Genomic DNA, 18,212 nt, shown 5'->3' on the forward strand with positions numbered 1-18,212 from the left:
AATCCACATCCGCGTCGCACTCATCAACCGCTTCAATGCCCTCGGCACCGCCGAGATCGTACGCGTGCCCTGAACATGAAGGGGAAAGGGGAAGTCACGCCTCAAGCCGCCTTTCTGCAACAATGCCCATCTGGATCCATAGAGGTCATCGAAGCGGTTCTGGGCCATTGGGTCCGCAAAGCGGCATCTGACCAGACCCGTCAGGCTGTGACCGAGCACCTGATCAATCAGTATAACGACCCCCGCACCAATCGTTCTCTGTGGATGGGTGTCTCCGAAGACTACATGAACGTGATTTTCAGCTGGTTGACCCGCGAAGATCTGCGTTTTTTCACCTCCGTCGTCGATGCCACCCAGAAAGACCCCCAATGGCAGCCGCGGAAGAAGTTCTGGCTTAAGCTCTATGATGAAGGATTGATTGAACAGGCTTGGGTCGCATTCTGCCCCAGCGCGGAGCGATATGCTCGGACACACCTGATCCGCAGTGGATATGCCGATAACGTGCGTCGCTTTGCCAAGCAGTCGAAAGGCGGCACGCGGTCGGACACCTCGATCCTTATCATGAAGATAGGCAGCAAGATCGTTGTTGATGGATGTCACAACTATCGGACGCACATCTTCAACATCGATGATCCTGTCGCGCCAAAGCTGTTCAGGCGTGAATACGACTGCGACGCGGACGTAATGGATTTGGCTCCTTGGTCGAAGGCGCACAATTCAATCCCTGCCTGGTCGCAATGGGTCAGGGAGTCGATCCACTCCAAGACGCCGATGTCCACGAAGAAACGGTGGCGGCGCAGTCCTGCCCGCGACGATGACCTCGACCGTCACCCGACACCGACACCGACACCTCAGCGTGCCACTGGCTACACGCGAGCCACGCCCGTTCGCACGACATACACACCGCCACCCCAGCGACCTGTATATAATCCTCCTGTGCAGCCTGTGCGTCCTGCTGCCGCAACTACGGCTGCCCCGACACTTCCGCTGTCCTCCACGCCGACTCGGCAGGCTGAAACACGTCCGCAGACCCCTTACACAGTCACACCGGACCTGAATGCTGCTTCGAGGCTCAATCCCGAGATCGAAAAGCATAGGGGCGTCAGCTTGCCAAAGTTTCCGAACACGCCTGCTCCCCCGACACAAGCAGCGCCCCAGCCCCCCAAGGAGGGACCAAAGCCGACCTCTGCCCCGAATTCTGCAATCGGGCTGGCTCCGTTTTCTTCGGCGGCGGTAAATGCAGAGGTCAACGAGCTACGCGCACGGATGATCCGAAGCGGGGACGATTTGGCTGAAATCCGTGAAGCACTGCAAAAGGTCCGAGAACGGCATGAACTCGACCTTGCGGAAAAGATCAGGATAGCGAATGCGATCCGGCGCAATCGTGCGAATGATGAAGAGTTCGTCAGCCTGAAAGCCTTTGTGGAGCCGATCTTCAATCGAAAGCTCAGCCCCTACGAGACCATGATCTGGGCGGTTAAGGCGAACGAAATCGAACGGATAGCCCGCATCCGTGGCCTGATTTCACCGAATGTATCCTCCGCCTTGAAGGCGCTCGTGAACGGCCACACCCTCGGTGCAAGCGAAAAGAATGCCATGGAATACATGGCGCAGCGGCTTCGTCGCCAAGGTGTCGAGCTGCTTGATATTATCCGTAGGGAGTGAGCATTGGCATTCGATTTCAGCTACGACGACAAGGGTATCACTCTGACAGTTCATCAGGAGGCTCCTGGCTTCCTGAAAAGCCTCTTTGCGCGTCCCAAGGGGCTGAAACTCGAAGACCTTTCGGCAAAGGACCGCAATCTTCTCTTCGCCATCGCTGATCTGAAACAGGCTGCGGAAAGCTATCCTGACAGCCTATTGACAGACGATACCAGCATCTGGATGAGTCATGATGTTGCCGCGGAACTGGACGCCCAGACCGCGAACACGCTTGGTCTGCCCCCCGTCGTGGATCTCATCTTCAAGACCGATGCCGAGGGCGTGCCTGGGCAAGACCAGTTCCGCCTGCGCCATGAATGGCTGCGCCTCGGTGAGAAGCAGGTCGTCACTCGTATCGGCTGCATACTGAAAACATCTGACGGGCTACGCAGGCTGCCGAAATGGCTACTTGACGCTATAAAGGTTTCGGAGTCTTTCAAGACGGGTGCTGACCTGCAGGCACATTGGGAAGCCCTTGCCCGCTTCCGTCAGGCACTCGAGCCTGGGTTCCATCAGGAGGATGCCTCTGCTAGCGCCCAGATAGGCATGAGCGAGTTCCTGCGGCGGCTGCATGTGCAGATCGCGGATGGCTTCTCCATCATGCCGACAGGCAGCGACATCGACCCCGAATTCGAGGTTGTCCCCTTCTCCCGTAAGGCACTTGAAGAAGAAAATGAGGACACCGATGACGGTGAAGTCTCGGTCACGATGGCCGAACTGGCTGGCAGACCTCTGAAAGAATTCCAGAACCGTGTCCGCTCCAAAGGCGCCAAATCGGCATACAAGGTCGGTTCAGGCAGGTTCCTTGTCATCGACCGTTCGGCAGCGCCTGCCTTGAAGGCGATGGCCGAAATGCATCATGCGCCCCGTGAAGAGCGGGCAGCCTTCATCAGGAACCCCAGACAGAAGATTACGGCTGCCATTGAACAGGATTTGCGGGATCGTAGCGTGCTGGATGGTCTGACAGAGGCCCAGCAGGAGGAGATGATCGAGAAGGTCGCGTTCCCGACCTTTGTCGAGACCAAGGAATACTCCGCCCGCGTTACTGGAAAGACCATCTACACAGGGCCGTCGATGGTCGTCACCGAAGGCAGTGGCACGACATGGCTTCCCGAGGTTTTCGGGGAAAGCGTGGCACGCCTCATCAAGGGGCTGCCTGTCGAAGAGCTGGAGGTCATCGAGGAGAAAATCCAGCAAGCCATCTGCGAAGGTCACGAAAGCATTGAGTACGACGGCGAGCATATTGCCGCCTCACCGACAACCGAACGTGCCATCCGCCGTCAGATCCAGACCCTCATCGAGGAGCAGGAAGGAAAGTCCGATACCGATGAGGTCGAAGCTGCCCCCGCGCCCCAACCAGAGCCTGGACCCGAAGGACCCATCATCCTCGAGGTCAAGGAAAACCTCGAACAGGTGCAGTGGCGCGTAAAGATCGAACCCCGCAAGGCACTGATCCCTGTTGTGCTGCCCGACAATGTGCGCACGCCCCTGAAATGCCATCAGGTGGAAAGCTTCAAATGGCAGGTGGATGCATGGAAATCGGGCCTGCCAGGCATCTTGAATGCGGATGAACAGGGGCTGGGGAAGACGCTGCAGACGATCTCGTTCATCGCATGGCTGAGAGCCCAGATGGCGCAACCAGGAGCAAAGCCGAAAGGGCCCATCCTGATTGTGGCTCCGACCTCGCTTCTGGAGAACTGGGAGCAGGAAGTCGAACGTCATCTGACGCCTGGTGGTCTGGGACATCTCATCAGGCTTTATGGCAGCGGTATTTCAACGCGCCGCTGTCATGGAGCGCAAGGCAAGGACACTCTGGACGGAGAAGAGCACCTCGACCTCTCATTCTTGCATGAAGCCATTGCAGCGGGTGCAGGCAAAAATTACTGGCTGCTGACGACCTATACGACGCTGACGAACTACCAGCATTCTCTCGGGGCAATTCACTTTTCGGCTCTGGTTTTCGACGAAATTCAAGCTCTGAAAAACCCTGGCTCACTGCGCGCCATAGCGGGCATGGCGATGAATGCGGATTTTCGCATCGGCCTTACAGGCACGCCTATCGAGAATTCGACAACCGACCTCTGGGCGGTCATGGAGCAGTTGGCACCTGGTCGTTTGGTGCCGCTGACAGAGTTCCGAAAGCTTTACAACACGCCCGAAGAGGGTCGCCTGAAAGCGCTTTACGAATTCGTCTTCGAGGAGAACCAAGGACTGCCGCCGATGGCACTGCGCCGCCTTAAGGAGGACGTGGCCAAGGAACTGCCGTCCAAAACACGGATCCTGCATCCCCGCTTGATGCCTGATGCACAGGCGGAAGCCTATGAACGGGCAAGAGACAAGCTTGCGACGGGAACGAAGGGGGCCGCTCTCAAGATGCTGCATCATATCCGTTCGGTCTCGGTTCACCCAGCCATAACCGCCATCGAAAATCCCGAGGAATTTATCGCGCTCTCAGGAAGGCTGAAAGCCTGCTTCGACATCATGGATGCCATCCATGCCCGTCGGGAACGAGTGTTAGTCTTCATAGAACATATCCAGATGCAGTATCGCTTCATCGAACTTTTGAAGATGCGATACGGTCTGAGACACATCGACCTCATCAATGGATCGACCCCTGTCTACAAGCGACAGGACATCGTGAACCGCTTCCAGTCACATCTTGAACATGACCAAGGATTCGATGTCCTCGTTCTGGGTCCGAAAGCAGCGGGTACAGGTCTGACATTGACGGCCGCAACGCATGTTATCCACCTGAGTCGCTGGTGGAATCCCGCTGTCGAGGAGCAGTGCAACGACCGTGTTCACCGTATCGGTCAGACTAAAGAGGTCACGATCCACATCCCGATGGCGATCCACGGGGACTTCCGTGAGAAGAGCTTTGACTGCCTGTTGCACAGCCTCATGACTAGAAAGCGGAAGCTCGCCTCTTCTGCCCTCTGGCCGATGGGCGACACGGAAGCGGATGCAGAGCAACTCCAGAAGATGCTGGCGGAAGAAGTCAGATCAATGAATGTAGGCGATCCTATACATTCCGCGATCCTGCGGACTTTCGAACGGGATCAGGTGACACCGCCAGAGCAGCGCGCTGATCGCAGTTATCGATATGATTAATAGAGGTGCTGTCAGAAGGATTCGAACCAGTCTACGCAAGGTGATTTCAGCGCTCCGATCCTTTCTTCTCCTGAAGAATAAAAAGCTATATGTATAGGTTTAAAGGGCCTAACTAGGATCACCCCGTACCTTGAAGCACAAGGAATTGGGCACTTCGATGTGCCTTGACACGGTGAAAGTGTACGCTTTCGGGCGGCCCATTCCTCCGTCCTCTCTCACGCCGGGCCGGACGTAGGTCATTCAAGCGCCCGAACGGCCCGCCGGCCCCAGCACTCCGAACCTCCTCGACAATCCGGACATCGCGTCCCCCTCCCTGCGTATCACCTGAGGCCAGCCATGACGCAAGCACAGGCGACCGCAGGGTAATCCGCCGGAGCGGGATCTGGCAGCCTCGGGCCTCAGCGCAGCACCCCTTCGACCAGTACGACATAGCCCCAGCCCTGCGTCGCGACCCTGGGACAGGGCTGAGCTCGGTCGTCGGGCTTTGGCTCGTAGCGGATCACTGCACTGACTTTCAGATCAGTGACGGCGCCTCCCTGCCCGACTGCCTTGGACAGCACCCCGATCTGGCGACTGCCCTCCGTTTCCGACTGGTGCATCAGCGCCTTCCCGGCCCATCGGTCCGGCGCCTCAATCAGGATCGGATCACCGACCGCCACGAATGTCTCGATATAGGTCTGGGTGCGCCCGGGATCCGCATTGGAGTGTGACCGGTTCATCGACCAGCTGATGAAAACCTCCTTCGGTGTTCCGGTCAGGATGCGGCCACCGGCCTGCGCGCCCGTAAACTTCTTGATCGTCTTTCCCGCCCAAGAATACTCGCGATCTCCCAGATGGAACACCAGCCGGGACTTCGCGCGGGTCAGCGCCACGTAGAGCAGCCGCGCTTCTTCCGCCGCATCCGCCTCGATCTCTGCGCTCCTGTCGCCGAAGGACATGCGGGACGGCAGCACCACGACGTTGTCGTATTCCAGTCCCTTTACCTTGTGGATCGTGGAGACGAGGATCTCGCCCTCGGGGCGCGTGGCACCGAGGAGGCGCTGCAACTCGTCGCTGCGCAGATCCTTCAGGAATTCGACCAGCGTCGAGAGATAGGGGAAGACGGTCTCCTGTGCGCAGAGGTCCCACAGTACGGAGAGATCCGGGGCCATCCGGCCTCCGGCACGGGTTTCGGGAATGTCCGTCTCCGCGTGGAAGGCCTCCAGCAGGCGCGCCCGCAGCGGATCGGTGAGGGCCTGGTCCTGCTGTACGATCTCGCGTTCGAGCAGATCCAGCCAGAGGGCCACATGGCGGAGCGAGCGGATCGCGATGTTGTCGCTGCTCTGCACCGTGACGACGGGGAAGACGCCGGAGAGGGCCCGGTGGACACTGGCCACCTCGTCGTTGGAACGGCACAGGACCGCGAGGGATCCCGGGTTCTCCGACAGGAGCCGCCGGCTGGAGGCGCGGACCTCTTCCAGCGTCCGCTCCCAGCTCCAGCCCCGCGCATCGATACGCTCCACCGTCCCCAATGGCGCCCCGTCTACGGCGCGCAGTCGGTCGGTCTTGAGCCGCCGCGAAAGGGTCCGACGGTCGAAGAAGCCGTTGATCATCTCCTGGCTCTTCTCAACGATCTCCGCGCTGGAGCGGAAGTTGACGCCCAGTGTCAGCTCGGACAGGTCCGCGCCGCCGAAATCCGCCCGGAAGCGACCGAAGTAATGATCGGCGAACACGCCTCCGGCTTCCACCGCCGGGCGCCCCCAACCCACACGGACCGGCTTGCGGTTCCAGCGCAGGATGTCCTGATCGTCATCCCCGATCGCCATGACCCCGGCCCGGTCCCCGCTCCCCGCATGCAGCGCATGGATGATCTCGTAGACCTCCTCGTTGACGTCCTGGAACTCGTCGACCAGAAGCGCCCGGCACTCGCCGGCCACGTTGGCCCTGAAGGCCGCATCCCGTGTCATCCTTCGGGCGAAGGTCGGCAGGAGCTCTTCGGGCTCGGACGGGGCCGTGTCCCCCAGATGGCGCATCGCGAGACCGTGGAAGGTATGAACCCGGACGCGGGACGCATAGGCCGCGTAGCCGAGCGAACGGAACAGGTCCCGAACCCGCTTGCGGATCTCGAAGACCACGGCACGGTTGAAGGCTAGCACCATGATCTCGGACGGTTTGACATGCTGCTCGCGGATAAGATGTACGATCCGGCCCACGAGCACCGAGGTCTTGCCCGCGCCCGGTCCCGCATTCACCAGCAGGTTGCGGTCAAAAGGGTGCTGCATCGCCGCCCATTGCGCCGGTTCCGGTGAGGTCCGGTAGAAATCGAAGAACTCCGACGCACGGGTCGCCCGGAGCTGGTCGCGCTTCTCGGCGAAGATCCCGGTCTCGTCCTCGATCTCGCCCAGTTGCTCGTCGACGAAGCCCTTGAGCGCATCCACGTCGGTGCAGGCGAAGTAGCCCGGCACGAACCGGTCCCGCGCGTCTTCGGGTAGGTTGGCATGGACCTCCATGCCGAAGATCCGCGTCTCGGCGAAGCGGTTGACGCTGTCGAGTTCCTCGACCAGATCGGGGTATTGCCCCAACCCCGGCACGCGCCCTTGCGGCTGCAGCACGTAGGACGGCGGCAACAGGTCGGGCGAGGTGCTCACGAGCCCGAGCGAGGACAGCAGGCGGATCAGGCTGGAGAGATCCGAAGCGTGGAAGGTCCCGGCGGGATGCGCCTCTTGCATCCGGGTGATGAGATCCGCGACCTCGAGGCTCCCGTCCTTCGGGCTCGGGGGGAACAGGCGCGACAGGGCTGCGGCCTGCGGCAAGATGTGATCGAGACGCTGCGCCGCGATCCGGCCTTCGGCGTCCGGGCAGCGGGCCTGCCAGTAGAGACTATTGCTCTTCGGGTCGAGCCCCTGCTTGAGGCGGATCCCGACAACCCGGGCTAAGGTGCGGAAGCCGTTGATGTAGCTGCGCCGGAACCGGTCTTCCCGCAAGATGAGTTCGACCTGTTCGCGGGACTGCCTCGGAAGTTTCCGAACCTCGGGATCGACCAGCCGGAACGGCGCCGGATCGTACCAGTCATGCGGGTCGAAGCGGAACCTGCCCGTGCCGCGAAGCTCTCCGAGCAACCGGCGCACCGCCTCCGTCACCCGCTCCATCAGGGTCCGGATATGTGCCTCGCTCTCGGACAACACGGGCCGCGTCGTGTAATCGATCAACCAGACGGGCGTCAGTGCCTCGCGGCGCGCGAGGTCCGCGATCACGGACATGGTCACGTCGAGGCTCTCCATCCGGCAGTGGCGGCGGATCCGGGATAGATTGATGACGGCCTTGCGTTCCCCGGAGCGCTCGTCGTCGTCACCGGTCCGCAGACCAACGCTGCGCAAGATCCTCTGCATCAGCTCCGGAAGTGCCAGCTCCCTCTCGCTCAGCACGTTGGACGTCGCCTCCAAGATGGCCGCTGCGACCTTCCCCGCCAAGCTGTCCTCCTCGGACACTCGTTTCAGGCGAACTGGCGAGAAGCGGATCTTGAGCAGGTCCGGCACCGTGCCCGCCTGCAGGACATGCCCTGCCTCCTCCAACCAGTGGAGCGCCAGGCGCAGGCGCGTGGCATCGCCCCGGCGTTTCGCGGGTGTTCGGTACTTTTCGACGGAGAAGCCGTCCTGTGGAACAAAGGCTATGGGGCTGTCTCCGACCGTCTCGACCGCCTTCAGGATGTCCCTCTCGATCTCGTCGATCTGCGGCACCCGCAGTTCGTTCTCGGCCCGCATGCTCCGGATCGCCTCGAAATCCTGCCCCGAGTAAAGCAGCAGCGCGTCGAGACGGTCGAGCCCCGCCTTCTCGCGCTCCCTGACACCGCGCCCGATCCGGCCCACCTCCTGCAGGTAGTCCTCAAGGTATCCGGGAGAAGCCAGATGCACGACCCAGTGGATGTCGGGGATGTCCATCCCCATCCCGAAGGCCTTGGTCGCCACCAACACATCGAACCCGCCACTTCGGAAGCGGTCGTAGATGTCCTCGCGCGTGGCGCCATCGAGACCGGCGTGGAAGCTCTCGACCTCCTGGCCCGTCTCGCGCGTCAGCTGATCCGCTAGCGTGTCGGCATGAGAGCGGGAGAGGACGAATACCAGCACCGCGCTGCGCTGCCCGGTCTCCTCGACGTTCCTGCGAGCCGTACGTATGACCTTCACGACTTCCGGGATCCGCTCCTGCAGCGCCTTGCCGTCCGTCTCGAAGATGTTCCCCTGCAACTGACGCGTGCGAACACGGATATGCGCGCGCAGCGGGCTGACCTGCGTCGTAGGATCGGGACAGATCGCGAGCGGCAGCCGGTCCGGATTTTGCGACAGTTTCTCCAGCAGACCGCGCATCCGCCGACGGTCCGAGGCCGTGAGGGTCGCCGAGAGCAGCAGGACCGGCGTCGGTTCCGGTAGGCGGCCGGTCCGCAGCCGCGACATCAGGAAGCTGAAGGCGAAGAAGTAGTCGGGGCGGAACTCGTAGCCCCACTGGTTGATGCAATGCGCCTCATCGAAGACGATGTATTCCAGCCCGTCGTCCGCCTTGATCCGGCGCAGTAGCACATCGACGAAACTGGCCACGCGCAGCCGTTCGGGTGCCACGTAGAGCATCACGATCCGTTGGTCGAGAACGCCTTGCAGGACCTCTCGCTGTTCCTCTCGGGACTGGTCTCCGCTGAGAAAGTCCACGGATTCCTCGAACCCCTGTTCATGCAGGCGCAGGACCTGGTCCCGCATCAGCGCCCGCAGCGGCGAGATCACAAGAGTGAGCCGGCGGTTGCGCAGGCCCCGGGCCAGGGCAGGCACCTGGAAGAGCACCGATTTGCCCTCTCCCGTCGGCAGGGTGACCATCACGTCGGTCCGACAGTCACGGATATGCTCCATGGCCTGGAGCTGTGTCGGCTTGAACCCGGTCACGGGGTTGGTGCCCGCCACTCCAGAGGGCTGCCAGTGCGTCACCAGGAAGTGCTCCATCGCGGCCATCCCGGAGGGGGCCTCTTCCCGTTCGATCTGCAGCGGGGCGAAGACGGTCTCCAGCCGCTGGCTTTCCTCGCTGGTCCAAGGCGCGAGCTCGACCGCCAGCCGCTTGAAGGCACCTCCCGTCAGGTGCCGCGTGTCCTCCAGCCGGGGGTCGAGCAGGACGGGGACCCGGGCGCTCTCCTCTAGGCCGGTATCGCGCAGCCATGGCCGCAGCCACTTGTCCACCCGCTTGTCGATCCCGTCGAGTACCATGGACGTGGAGATCTCACGCGGCCCGTCCTCCGGCCCCTCTTCCTGCGCAGCCCCGGCGGGGGCTTCCAGCGCGTACCACTCCTCCAGCGGGGCCGCATCGACGACCGGCTGGAGGGTGATCCCGGCATCCTTCGCCAGCGCGGCCCAGGCGCGCCACGTATCGAGACCGGCGACGAGGCAGTGCCCGTTGGCCGCTGCTCGTTTCAGCTGTTCGCGCCGGCTGCGATGCTGGGGCTGTTTCTCTCCCAGCCCCAGCTCGGCCAGCGCCGTTTCCAGCAGGCCAAGCATCGTGCGGCTGCGGGTGCTGCCCACCAGCAGGATCGGCACCGCATCGCTCTCCGCGGGCAGGCTGCGCAGCGTCGCCAGCTGTTCCGACCAGTAGCCAGCCTGCGTCCGGGAGCCGGGATCGCGCACGGTGGTCTGGCGAGATACCAGCAGCGGACTGCTCGTCCGCGGGCTGCCCGGTCCCCTTACCGGCGTTATCGTCCTCGGCACGGTGATCATGTGGAAGCTCCGCCAGCTTCCGCCCGTCTCCAGCCGGTCCGCTGCCGGATCCCGCACAGCCCAGTCAGTCCCGCCGGCGAGGTCCAGAAGGACGGTGCTTTCGCGGATCGGGGTCGTCGTGAGAATCCCGACGGGGGCCTGCGCGCGCGCGACGATCATCCGGGGCCCGTCGGGCAGCATGGCCTGCCCGGACCACGTCTCCGCCTGCGCCCACCAGTGCAGCGAAGCGGGTAGCGGGGAAACCCGGCAGCCGGACTCCATGTCGGGCAGCCCCGTGGCGCCGTCCAGCGCGGCCTCCAGCCAAGGCAGCCGCTCCGTCAGCCAGCCCGGCAGCATGTTGCGACGCACAGAGATCCCCTGTGCCTGTGCCCGTTGCAGCACCGCCATCAGCACCTCGACCACGGGCGTCCGCCGTTGCGCCGCCGTCAGCTCGCCGAACAGGCGCATCGCCCGGATCTCGAGGAAGGCCGGATCGAGCGGGGTCTCCCGGTCGACGGGCGCGATCACGTATCCCGGCACCCAGTCCAGCAGCCGCAGGAGCCGATCCGGCAGAAGCAGGGGCTGCTCACGATCGACCGCCTCGAGGACTGCGGGCGTGGCTCGGGCAACGGAGAGGTCGTCAGGCCCCGCATCCACGATCCGCGTGAAGAGCTCTTCCGTGGAGCTGCAGCGTCCGGTTAGGATCGCCTCGAACACGGAGGTATCGAAGCGCTCGGCCTGGTGACGGAAGAGATCGAGAGCCGCGCGGGCATCGGCATCGGCAGTGTGATCCCCACCAAGCGCATGAGACAGGGCTTGGGGCTCGAGCAGGAAGGCGACAAGGAGCGTGTCCCAGACGGGCGTTCCGGGCAGTGACGGCACGGCCCGCGACAGGATGGGCCAGTCCCAGCCAATCGCGTTGTGCCCCACCGCCAGCCGGACCCGCGTCAAGGCACTTACCAAGTCAGGCAGACCCTGTTGCAGGCTCCCGGCGAGGCTGCTGCCCTCGAGGCGCGTACTGCCGCGGTGATCGGCCTGTCCGAGCTGATGGATCCGCGCCCCGTCCGTCTCGAGATCGACCGCAAGCACGGTGGTCTGCAGCAACCGTCCCGCCAGCGCGGGCTCGTCTTCCAACGCAATCTCGATCGCCGAGGGATCGCGCGCCCAGCTCTCTTGAAGGCGTGCCTGATCCTCGTCGGAGAGCGCGTGATACAGGACGACGCCCGCATGCGCATCCCGGAACGCGAGGTCGCGCAGGTCGACGACCTGCAGCAGATCCTTTTCGAGCAGGGTCATCAGCCAGGACAGAAGTGGCCGGGGCACCGGCTTTCCCGAGGCCAGCCATTGCCGCGCGAAGGTCGCCTCATGCGCCCCGTCGCCCTTCAGCCATGTGGCCCGGAATCTCTCGGGGTCACCGGCGCTGCTCAGCACGGCCCAATCGAGCAGGGCAACCTTGTGATCCTCGGACAAGCGTCTGGCCTTGCCCCGAGGTCCCGAGACCTGTGCCCACTCTGCCCGGGGCGCGCAAACCGCCGCGAGCTGACTTGGCACGAAGGTCGCCAGCAGAGCGGAAAGGTCGGCGACATCCGACATCGGATCGAGGGCCCCCACGAAGGCAAAAGGGCTGCCTTGCGCCGCATGGAGGCGGCTGGTGAGCTCCTCGGAGCTTAGCGCCGCAAGCGCCGTGGCGTAAACCTGCTGCAGGACCGGATCCTCCAGATCGGTGGGTGGGCCCTCCTTCCATTTGCGGCGATACCAGCCTGCCGCAACGATACGTCCGATCTCCTCCGTACTGGCCTTTCCGAAGAGAGAGCGCCGGATCCGGTCCAGCTCCGTCTGACTGTCCGGTGTGCCCGTGCTCGTCCAGTCCCGCCCGGCGACCGGGGTCCAGAGCACGGAAGCGGGCTTGGACGGTTCCCGCGGTGTACTGCCGACCTGGCACAGCAGCCTGTCTCCTTCCTTCAGCGTCAGGAACACTTCTTGATCGTTCGACAAGGCGGCCTTGGCGTGAAAGAAGATCTCGTCCTTTCGGCCCTCGACCTTCAGGAACCCGAAACCCCTCGTCCAAACGATCGTTTCGACCGTAGCAAGGAAGGGCATCTTCAAAAGCGCCTTCTCGGAAATGGAAGGCAGAAGCGGTTGCTCGGTCTGAGCGGCAAGTTCGGAGAGTGGCAATGCAGTATACTTTATGGATAGTTCATCAATATTGCAGAGTTGCAGCTAATATATTGAACCACAACAACAAAACGCATCTTTCAGCATTCATGTCCAAATATGGTACCGGAACTTGCTCATGGAGCTGTTGAAGCAATCGGGCCAGCGTCGATACGCTGCCCAGTTCGCACCAGCTACCGCCTCGCACAGAGCCGCGCTCGAAAAGCCGCCGACAACACTTGATCACCTACCGCCAGTTCGGCCCGATGGGCCAAAGCGCCCCGGCAGCCGCCAGCTATCTGGAGAGCGCTGCTGCCGGGGCGCTTGTCGCCCAAACACTGGCCTGGTTTTGCGCCGCCACGTGGCAGGTTTTCACACCGCCGTTGACAACCGGCCTTCCAAAACCTCGATCCGGCCCGCGTAACCATCCATTGAGCCGTCTAAAGAGCCGTCCATTTTGCCGTCCAGTCCTATGCCTCATCTCGACGGCAAGACTCCCACAGAGATCCTCAGAGCGGCGGGAGGGGATCAGCGAAGCGCTTACGGTGAAGGAGGGGCCCGGCGATGCCCCCACAGGAAGCGCCAGACGCCTTGAGCGCATCGCATCGCTTGGCCCGGTTCACAGGTTTAAACTGTCGACGAGCGACAGGGATTCGCTGCCGCTTCATGATGGGAGTCGCGGCCACACTTGTCCCGCCTAGCGACGGGCACAAATTTGCACCTGACAGACGCTCGCCCCTACCGATTATGGCAGGACCAGAGACGCCTCATCGATGCCACACAGGATCCGGTTCGTGACGCGATCCACCACGTCATTGCCAGTGGAGATGTCAAAACTCGCCGTTTCCAGCACTGTCTCCTGACCCGTCACCCGGTACCGCGCCCGAACCCCCTCTTCGTCGCCCAAGCCCGCATGGTGGGGATAGAGCAGCGTCAGCCGCGGGGCCTTGTAGATGTGAGCATAGGCCATCATCTGGTAGACGTCGGCCTGCGACACACCCTGCTTCGGATCGTCGATCCGGGCGGAAATCCGCTTCCACTTGGTGTCGATCACTTGGGCGACCTGACCAGCGCGCCAAATCAGGATGTCGGGCTTCGTCTGGAACACCGCCCGATCATCATCAAGCGACGTCAGACAGAACAGGCGGCCACCCTGCAGTGTCACGCGGAATTCGGACCCCGCCAACGCCCTTGCGACGAGACGGCCGATGTACTCCTCGAACAGGGTGTTCATTTCGAACAGCAGTGCCGATCCCTGCCCCGCCCCTGCGCTCGTGGTCTGGTACCGGTTGCGCAGGAACAGCTGAGCCATTCCATAGAGTTCCTGCCACGCGCTGTTCGTGCGGTCGATGACAACATCGTCCCACCGCAAGGCGGAGACCTGCACCTCGGCAACTTCGGCATAGACGAAGGCCAGTTCCCGCAGCCGCTGCACGTTTGCCGCGCTGCGCGACATCCGCGCCAGATGCGTAATGGTCGCCTTCATGATGCGGTTGAGTGCGATATCCTCGGACAGATCGTCATAACGGCATGCCAGTCGGCCCGGATTTGCGAAATGGCGGGTAAACTGGCGCGGGATATCCAGAGATCCGCGCAAGGTCGGCAGGTCGTCCTCATGCAGCGTGTAGCGCCGCGGCATGCCCCGGCGAACCGCCTCGGTCAGCTTGTCGCAGAAGATGCGGATCAGGATTTCCAGCAACGTTTCGCGCTGCCAGTCGAGGTCGGTCATGCGCCCGGTCTCGATCTTCAGGTCAAGGGCCACGGCGAGCATGTGGACGAGGCGCTTGCGGATTTCGCGCGTCTCTTGGGCAGAACCTTCCTTTTCGCCCACGTCGATCTTCGGCAGGATTTCGAGGGTGCAGCCCGGCAGCGCCAATACCCCCACTACACCGCGCGCCCGCAGGTCATGGCGACGATGCTCTAGCACCCCCCCGCCCCCACGACCCGCGAAACTGGACGTGTTTGCCAATGTAACCAGCTTTGCAGCCAAAGGTTCCGGAATGAACCCCTCGCCTTCGCCATAAGGCAAACTCTTCCATTCTTGGACGAAATAGGCCGTCATCAGACCTTAAACTCGGAGAAGTCGAAGTCCCTTTTCACGCGCCAGCGCTGTCGCTCTCCAGTGAAACCGTCGCCAGTGAATAGCGATTTCCCCCACGGGATGACTTCCAAAAACCGAGGCTCTTTCGCATTGGGCTCATCCCCTAGAACGGCGGCCACCTTCGTCCAGTCTTCATAGAAATACTCGGACAGGAGCGGCATGACCTTGTGCCGCATGACGTTCTCGACGTCCTCGACTGACCTGCAGCTGGTGAAATAGGCGTGCCCGATCTGGTGTTCGCGGTCGAAGAGATACTCGATACGGTCGTTGATCGTGGCCAGCAGCTTCTGCAAGTTGATACCGCCGACATTCGAGGACAGGACTGAGGGGTTCGGCATCAGTTCCTTGAAGGTGAAACGGCGGCGCAAGGCGGTGTCCAAGAGTGCAATCGATCGGTCTGCCGTGTTCATGGTTCCGATGATGTGCAGGTTAGCAGGAACTCCGAACATCGCCTTTGAATATGGCAGACGGAGCCGGATTTCGTCGCGCCGCCCGAGGCGTTTGTCCGCCTCCAAAAGCGTGATCAGTTCGCCAAACACCTTCGAGATGTTGGCCCGGTTGATCTCATCGATGATCAGGACGAAGGGCCGCGCCACTTCAAATTGCGGTACAGCCTTCGGGCCGAATATCACCGTGTCCAGCGCCTCCCATGTCAGCTGATCCTCTAGCAATGGATAGGCTGTATGGAACGAAGTGAAATCTTTGCCGTAGATCCCGGCGCGACTCACACCCTCTAGGCTGTGCCAAAGCCATTCAACGGCACGCGCGTGACGAGCCAGCTGACCAGAAACGCCCGGAGTGAACTGGTATTCGCCTTTCAGCTTTCCGACCGCGACGATCTTCCCCTTTCCTACGGTGAGCGCCACGTAGTCACCGGGTTCTGCGCCACGGAACAACCACGTCCCATAGACAGTCGGATGGTTCCCGATGATCTCGGGCTCATCCTCCTGTCGCTTCGTCTTGATTGCATCCCAGCTGTCGAACTCGGGAGGCGACCAGTCAATATCACCGCCATGAGGCCACTCGACTGTTTCCTCGCGAATGGCCCGTTCAAACTTTTCTCGCCAGTTAGCCCCCGTAAGACCGAGTCGAATGACGCGGCGCGATCGATCAAGCCGATTTGCGTCCGCGTTCTCTCCGGAGTCCCGCTCAGCCCGGGTGCAAATCGTCCGGAATATCCCAGGCTCGTCCTTCAACCGGAACCCGGCTGAATGCGCCGTTTCGTCGGGCAGAGTATCCGGCCCGTCATGGCCGGTATTCGGCCTCAACCCCTCGACAAACTCCTCGTACGATATTGACTGGTGGAAGGTCACGAACTCGATCCGCCCCTCGGACATCAAGCGCCGGTATTCCGCCATCAGCCGGTCACGGTTGTTCTCGCCGGAGAAGTCAGAGGCGACGTCCTCGCCGAGGCAAAGTCGAACCGCCTCCCACGCCGTCTGGTAGGTCTTGCCAGTGCCGGGAGGTCCGTAGAGGATCAAGTTAGTGGTCGCAGTCTGAACAGCGTGCGGCATGATCTCGTCCTTCGAAGCGACGTCCTGTGCTAGGACGAAGGTATATTCGGTCGTGGTGCTGCGTTCCGGCCCGGAACGCGTGGGCACCGGGACCGAGGCAAGCTTCTGGAACATCTCGCCTTCCAGCGCCTGACAGACGTTCGCCCAGTTCTTCACAAGGCCCGACATGTCGTGCAGGTCGCCTGCGCGGATCGTGACAGAAGGCTGCCGGGCCTCTCGCGCCGGTGCGATAAAGTAGTTCAGCGCAACCAGACGCGCGCGTTCGGCCCCGCGCATCAGGTGGGTGTACCGTTCCGGCAGCTGCAAAGGCTCGTCGTTCTGATCGACGATGATGTAGCCCGCAGCGTGCAGGTGTGCCGCCGCATCACTCGACTGGCTCCAACCGCCATTGAATGTGCTGGCCGCCTTGCCCAGGAGGAAACCGACAATCGGTTTCGTCGGAAAGCGCTTGTCTTGGCGGGGGCGGGTCGACCGCACCCAATATTCGGAAGGCGCGCCAAAACCTGAGAAGACATCCGCGTGGGCGCCGGATGCACGAAATTCGTCGAAAGCATCCATCGCCGCTTCTATTCGGTCGCGCGAGAATGTCTGATCTGACGCTTCCTCTCGACCGCGCAGGATGCGGTATCCAAGTTTCTCCAACACTGCGTGCGTGCGCGGGCCACCTTGACCGTCGAAAAATTCCTTCATGGGGAGAGCCCTGGCACCCGGCAAGTGCCCTAGGGCTGCCGCGACTGTCGCCTTCGCAGGATAGGAACGCCCTGTGGCATCGTCTTGGAATTGGGTCGCGCCGTCGGCGTAGCCACCGCGCGCAAGGAAAGCCGCCAGTCCCATCTCGTCGCATTCGCGGACCGCCGCTTCGATTTCCTTGCGGCTAAGGCGATCCAGCAAGGCCTGATGATCAGCATCATCTGCTCCCTTGCGCCGTATCTGATACCCCAGAGCTTCAAGCTTGGCGAATGACTGCGCCTCTCCAAAGCCATTGAAGAATTCCTTCGCCGCGAGGGCGCGACCATCGGGAAGATGCCCCAGGGCTGCTGCAACCGTTGCCTTCGCCGGGTAGGACTGCTCGTTGCCTTCGTTGCCGACCCACACCTGCGGGCTGGCAAAGCCACCGCGGGCAAGAAAGGTTTTCAGGCCCAGCTGATCACACTCCCGCATCGCCGCCTCGATTTCCTTGCGGGTGAGGCGGTCGACCAATGCCAAGTGTTCTGCCTTGTCGGGCACATTGGACTGTTCAGTCAGGAATGAATGGTACAGCTTCAGCGCATGCTGGAGGTTGGCAAGACCCGTGCGCAAGACACCGTCTATAGGAACAGGTGAGGGGTTGGGGCGTTCCGCGCGTTCATCCTCGGCCGAGTAAGCAAATCGGTTCAGGATGTTGTCTCGATCTTCTTGGGCAAACAACTCGTCCAGATCGCCCAGATACTGTTCGACGCGCTTGGCGCTGCTTACCCGCGAGGAAGCGCTTGCATCCGTCTGCCCCTGCGCCACCAACCACTTCCGGAACTCATCCTGCTTCATTGCTTGCTCGTCTATCTGCCTGAGAGGTGCTGATCCGAGGTCAGGAAGCCGAGGGCAAAATCCTACGTCGTCAATTCTTCACCATGCGAAACACAGGCCGATGATGACGGGAACCGGTATCGCGCGCAACTGCGAGTTGCCCGCCACGGCGTGTGACTGCCCGCTTATGCATTCTTGCACGGTTTCACTGTTCTGGTGTTGATGTGGCGTTGATGTAGACGCGGAAAGGCCGGTGGTATTAAAATACCATCGCGCTAAGCGTTTGATCATTTGTATGTTTTTGGTTGCGGGGGTAGGATTTGAACCTACGACCTTCAGGTTATGAGCCTGACGAGCTACCGGGCTGCTCCACCCCGCGACGGGTCTTTTTTGCCCCGAGGGCATTTTTGCGATCGGGGTTTTGTT

At 61.9% G+C, this 18,212-nt stretch carries 5 protein-coding genes and 1 tRNA gene; 2 read left to right on the forward strand and 4 right to left on the reverse strand.

Annotated features, from left to right (window positions below; translation table 11 throughout):
- Window positions 1–75 precede the first annotated feature (75 nt).
- Complete coding sequence (locus tag CLN94_RS13515; protein ID WP_096434526.1) at window positions 76–1,665, forward strand: EH signature domain-containing protein; 1,590 nt, start codon at window positions 76–78, stop codon at window positions 1,663–1,665.
- A 3-nt stretch (window positions 1,666–1,668) separates the two neighbouring features.
- Window positions 1,669–4,812 (forward strand): DEAD/DEAH box helicase, encoded by a 3,144-nt coding sequence (locus CLN94_RS13520; protein ID WP_096434528.1) that lies wholly within the window; start codon window positions 1,669–1,671, stop codon window positions 4,810–4,812.
- 398 nt (window positions 4,813–5,210) lie between these two features.
- Here the strand turns inward: CLN94_RS13520 and CLN94_RS13525 are convergent, their stop codons facing one another.
- From CLN94_RS13525 to CLN94_RS13540, 4 genes are all read right to left on the reverse strand, one after another.
- Window positions 5,211–12,689 carry a UvrD-helicase domain-containing protein gene (locus CLN94_RS13525; protein ID WP_096434530.1) on the reverse strand — a complete coding sequence of 2,493 codons (7,479 nt, stop codon included), beginning with the start codon at window positions 12,687–12,689 and terminating at the stop codon, window positions 5,211–5,213.
- Window positions 12,690–13,413: 724 nt separating this feature from the next.
- Entirely contained in the window at window positions 13,414–14,730 is a 1,317-nt protein-coding gene (locus tag CLN94_RS13530) for an McrC family protein (RefSeq protein ID WP_096434532.1), read from the reverse strand.
- Window positions 14,730–17,807, reverse strand: a complete 3,078-nt coding sequence (locus tag CLN94_RS13535) for a ScoMcrA-related endonuclease (RefSeq protein WP_218837260.1) — start codon at window positions 17,805–17,807, stop codon at window positions 14,730–14,732. Before CLN94_RS13535 ends, CLN94_RS13530 begins: the two co-directional genes overlap by 1 nt.
- A gap of 281 nt (window positions 17,808–18,088) precedes the next feature.
- Window positions 18,089–18,165 (reverse strand) — tRNA-Met (locus CLN94_RS13540).
- Window positions 18,166–18,212: the final 47 nt, after the last annotated feature.

The sequence above is a fragment of the Pseudothioclava arenosa genome, assembly GCF_002358085.1.
Lineage (GTDB): Bacteria > Pseudomonadota > Alphaproteobacteria > Rhodobacterales > Rhodobacteraceae > Pseudothioclava > Pseudothioclava arenosa.

Bases quoted from the DNA above. Each gene is read 5' to 3' on its own strand.
- CLN94_RS13515 (WP_096434526.1), top strand. From the start codon at position 76: ATGAAGGGGAAAGGGGAAGTCACGCCTCAAGCCGCCTTTCTGCAACAA.
- CLN94_RS13530 (WP_096434532.1), bottom strand. From the start codon at position 14,730: ATGACGGCCTATTTCGTCCAAGAATGGAAGAGTTTGCCTTATGGCGAA.
- CLN94_RS13535 (WP_218837260.1), bottom strand. From the start codon at position 17,807: ATGAAGCAGGATGAGTTCCGGAAGTGGTTGGTGGCGCAGGGGCAGACG.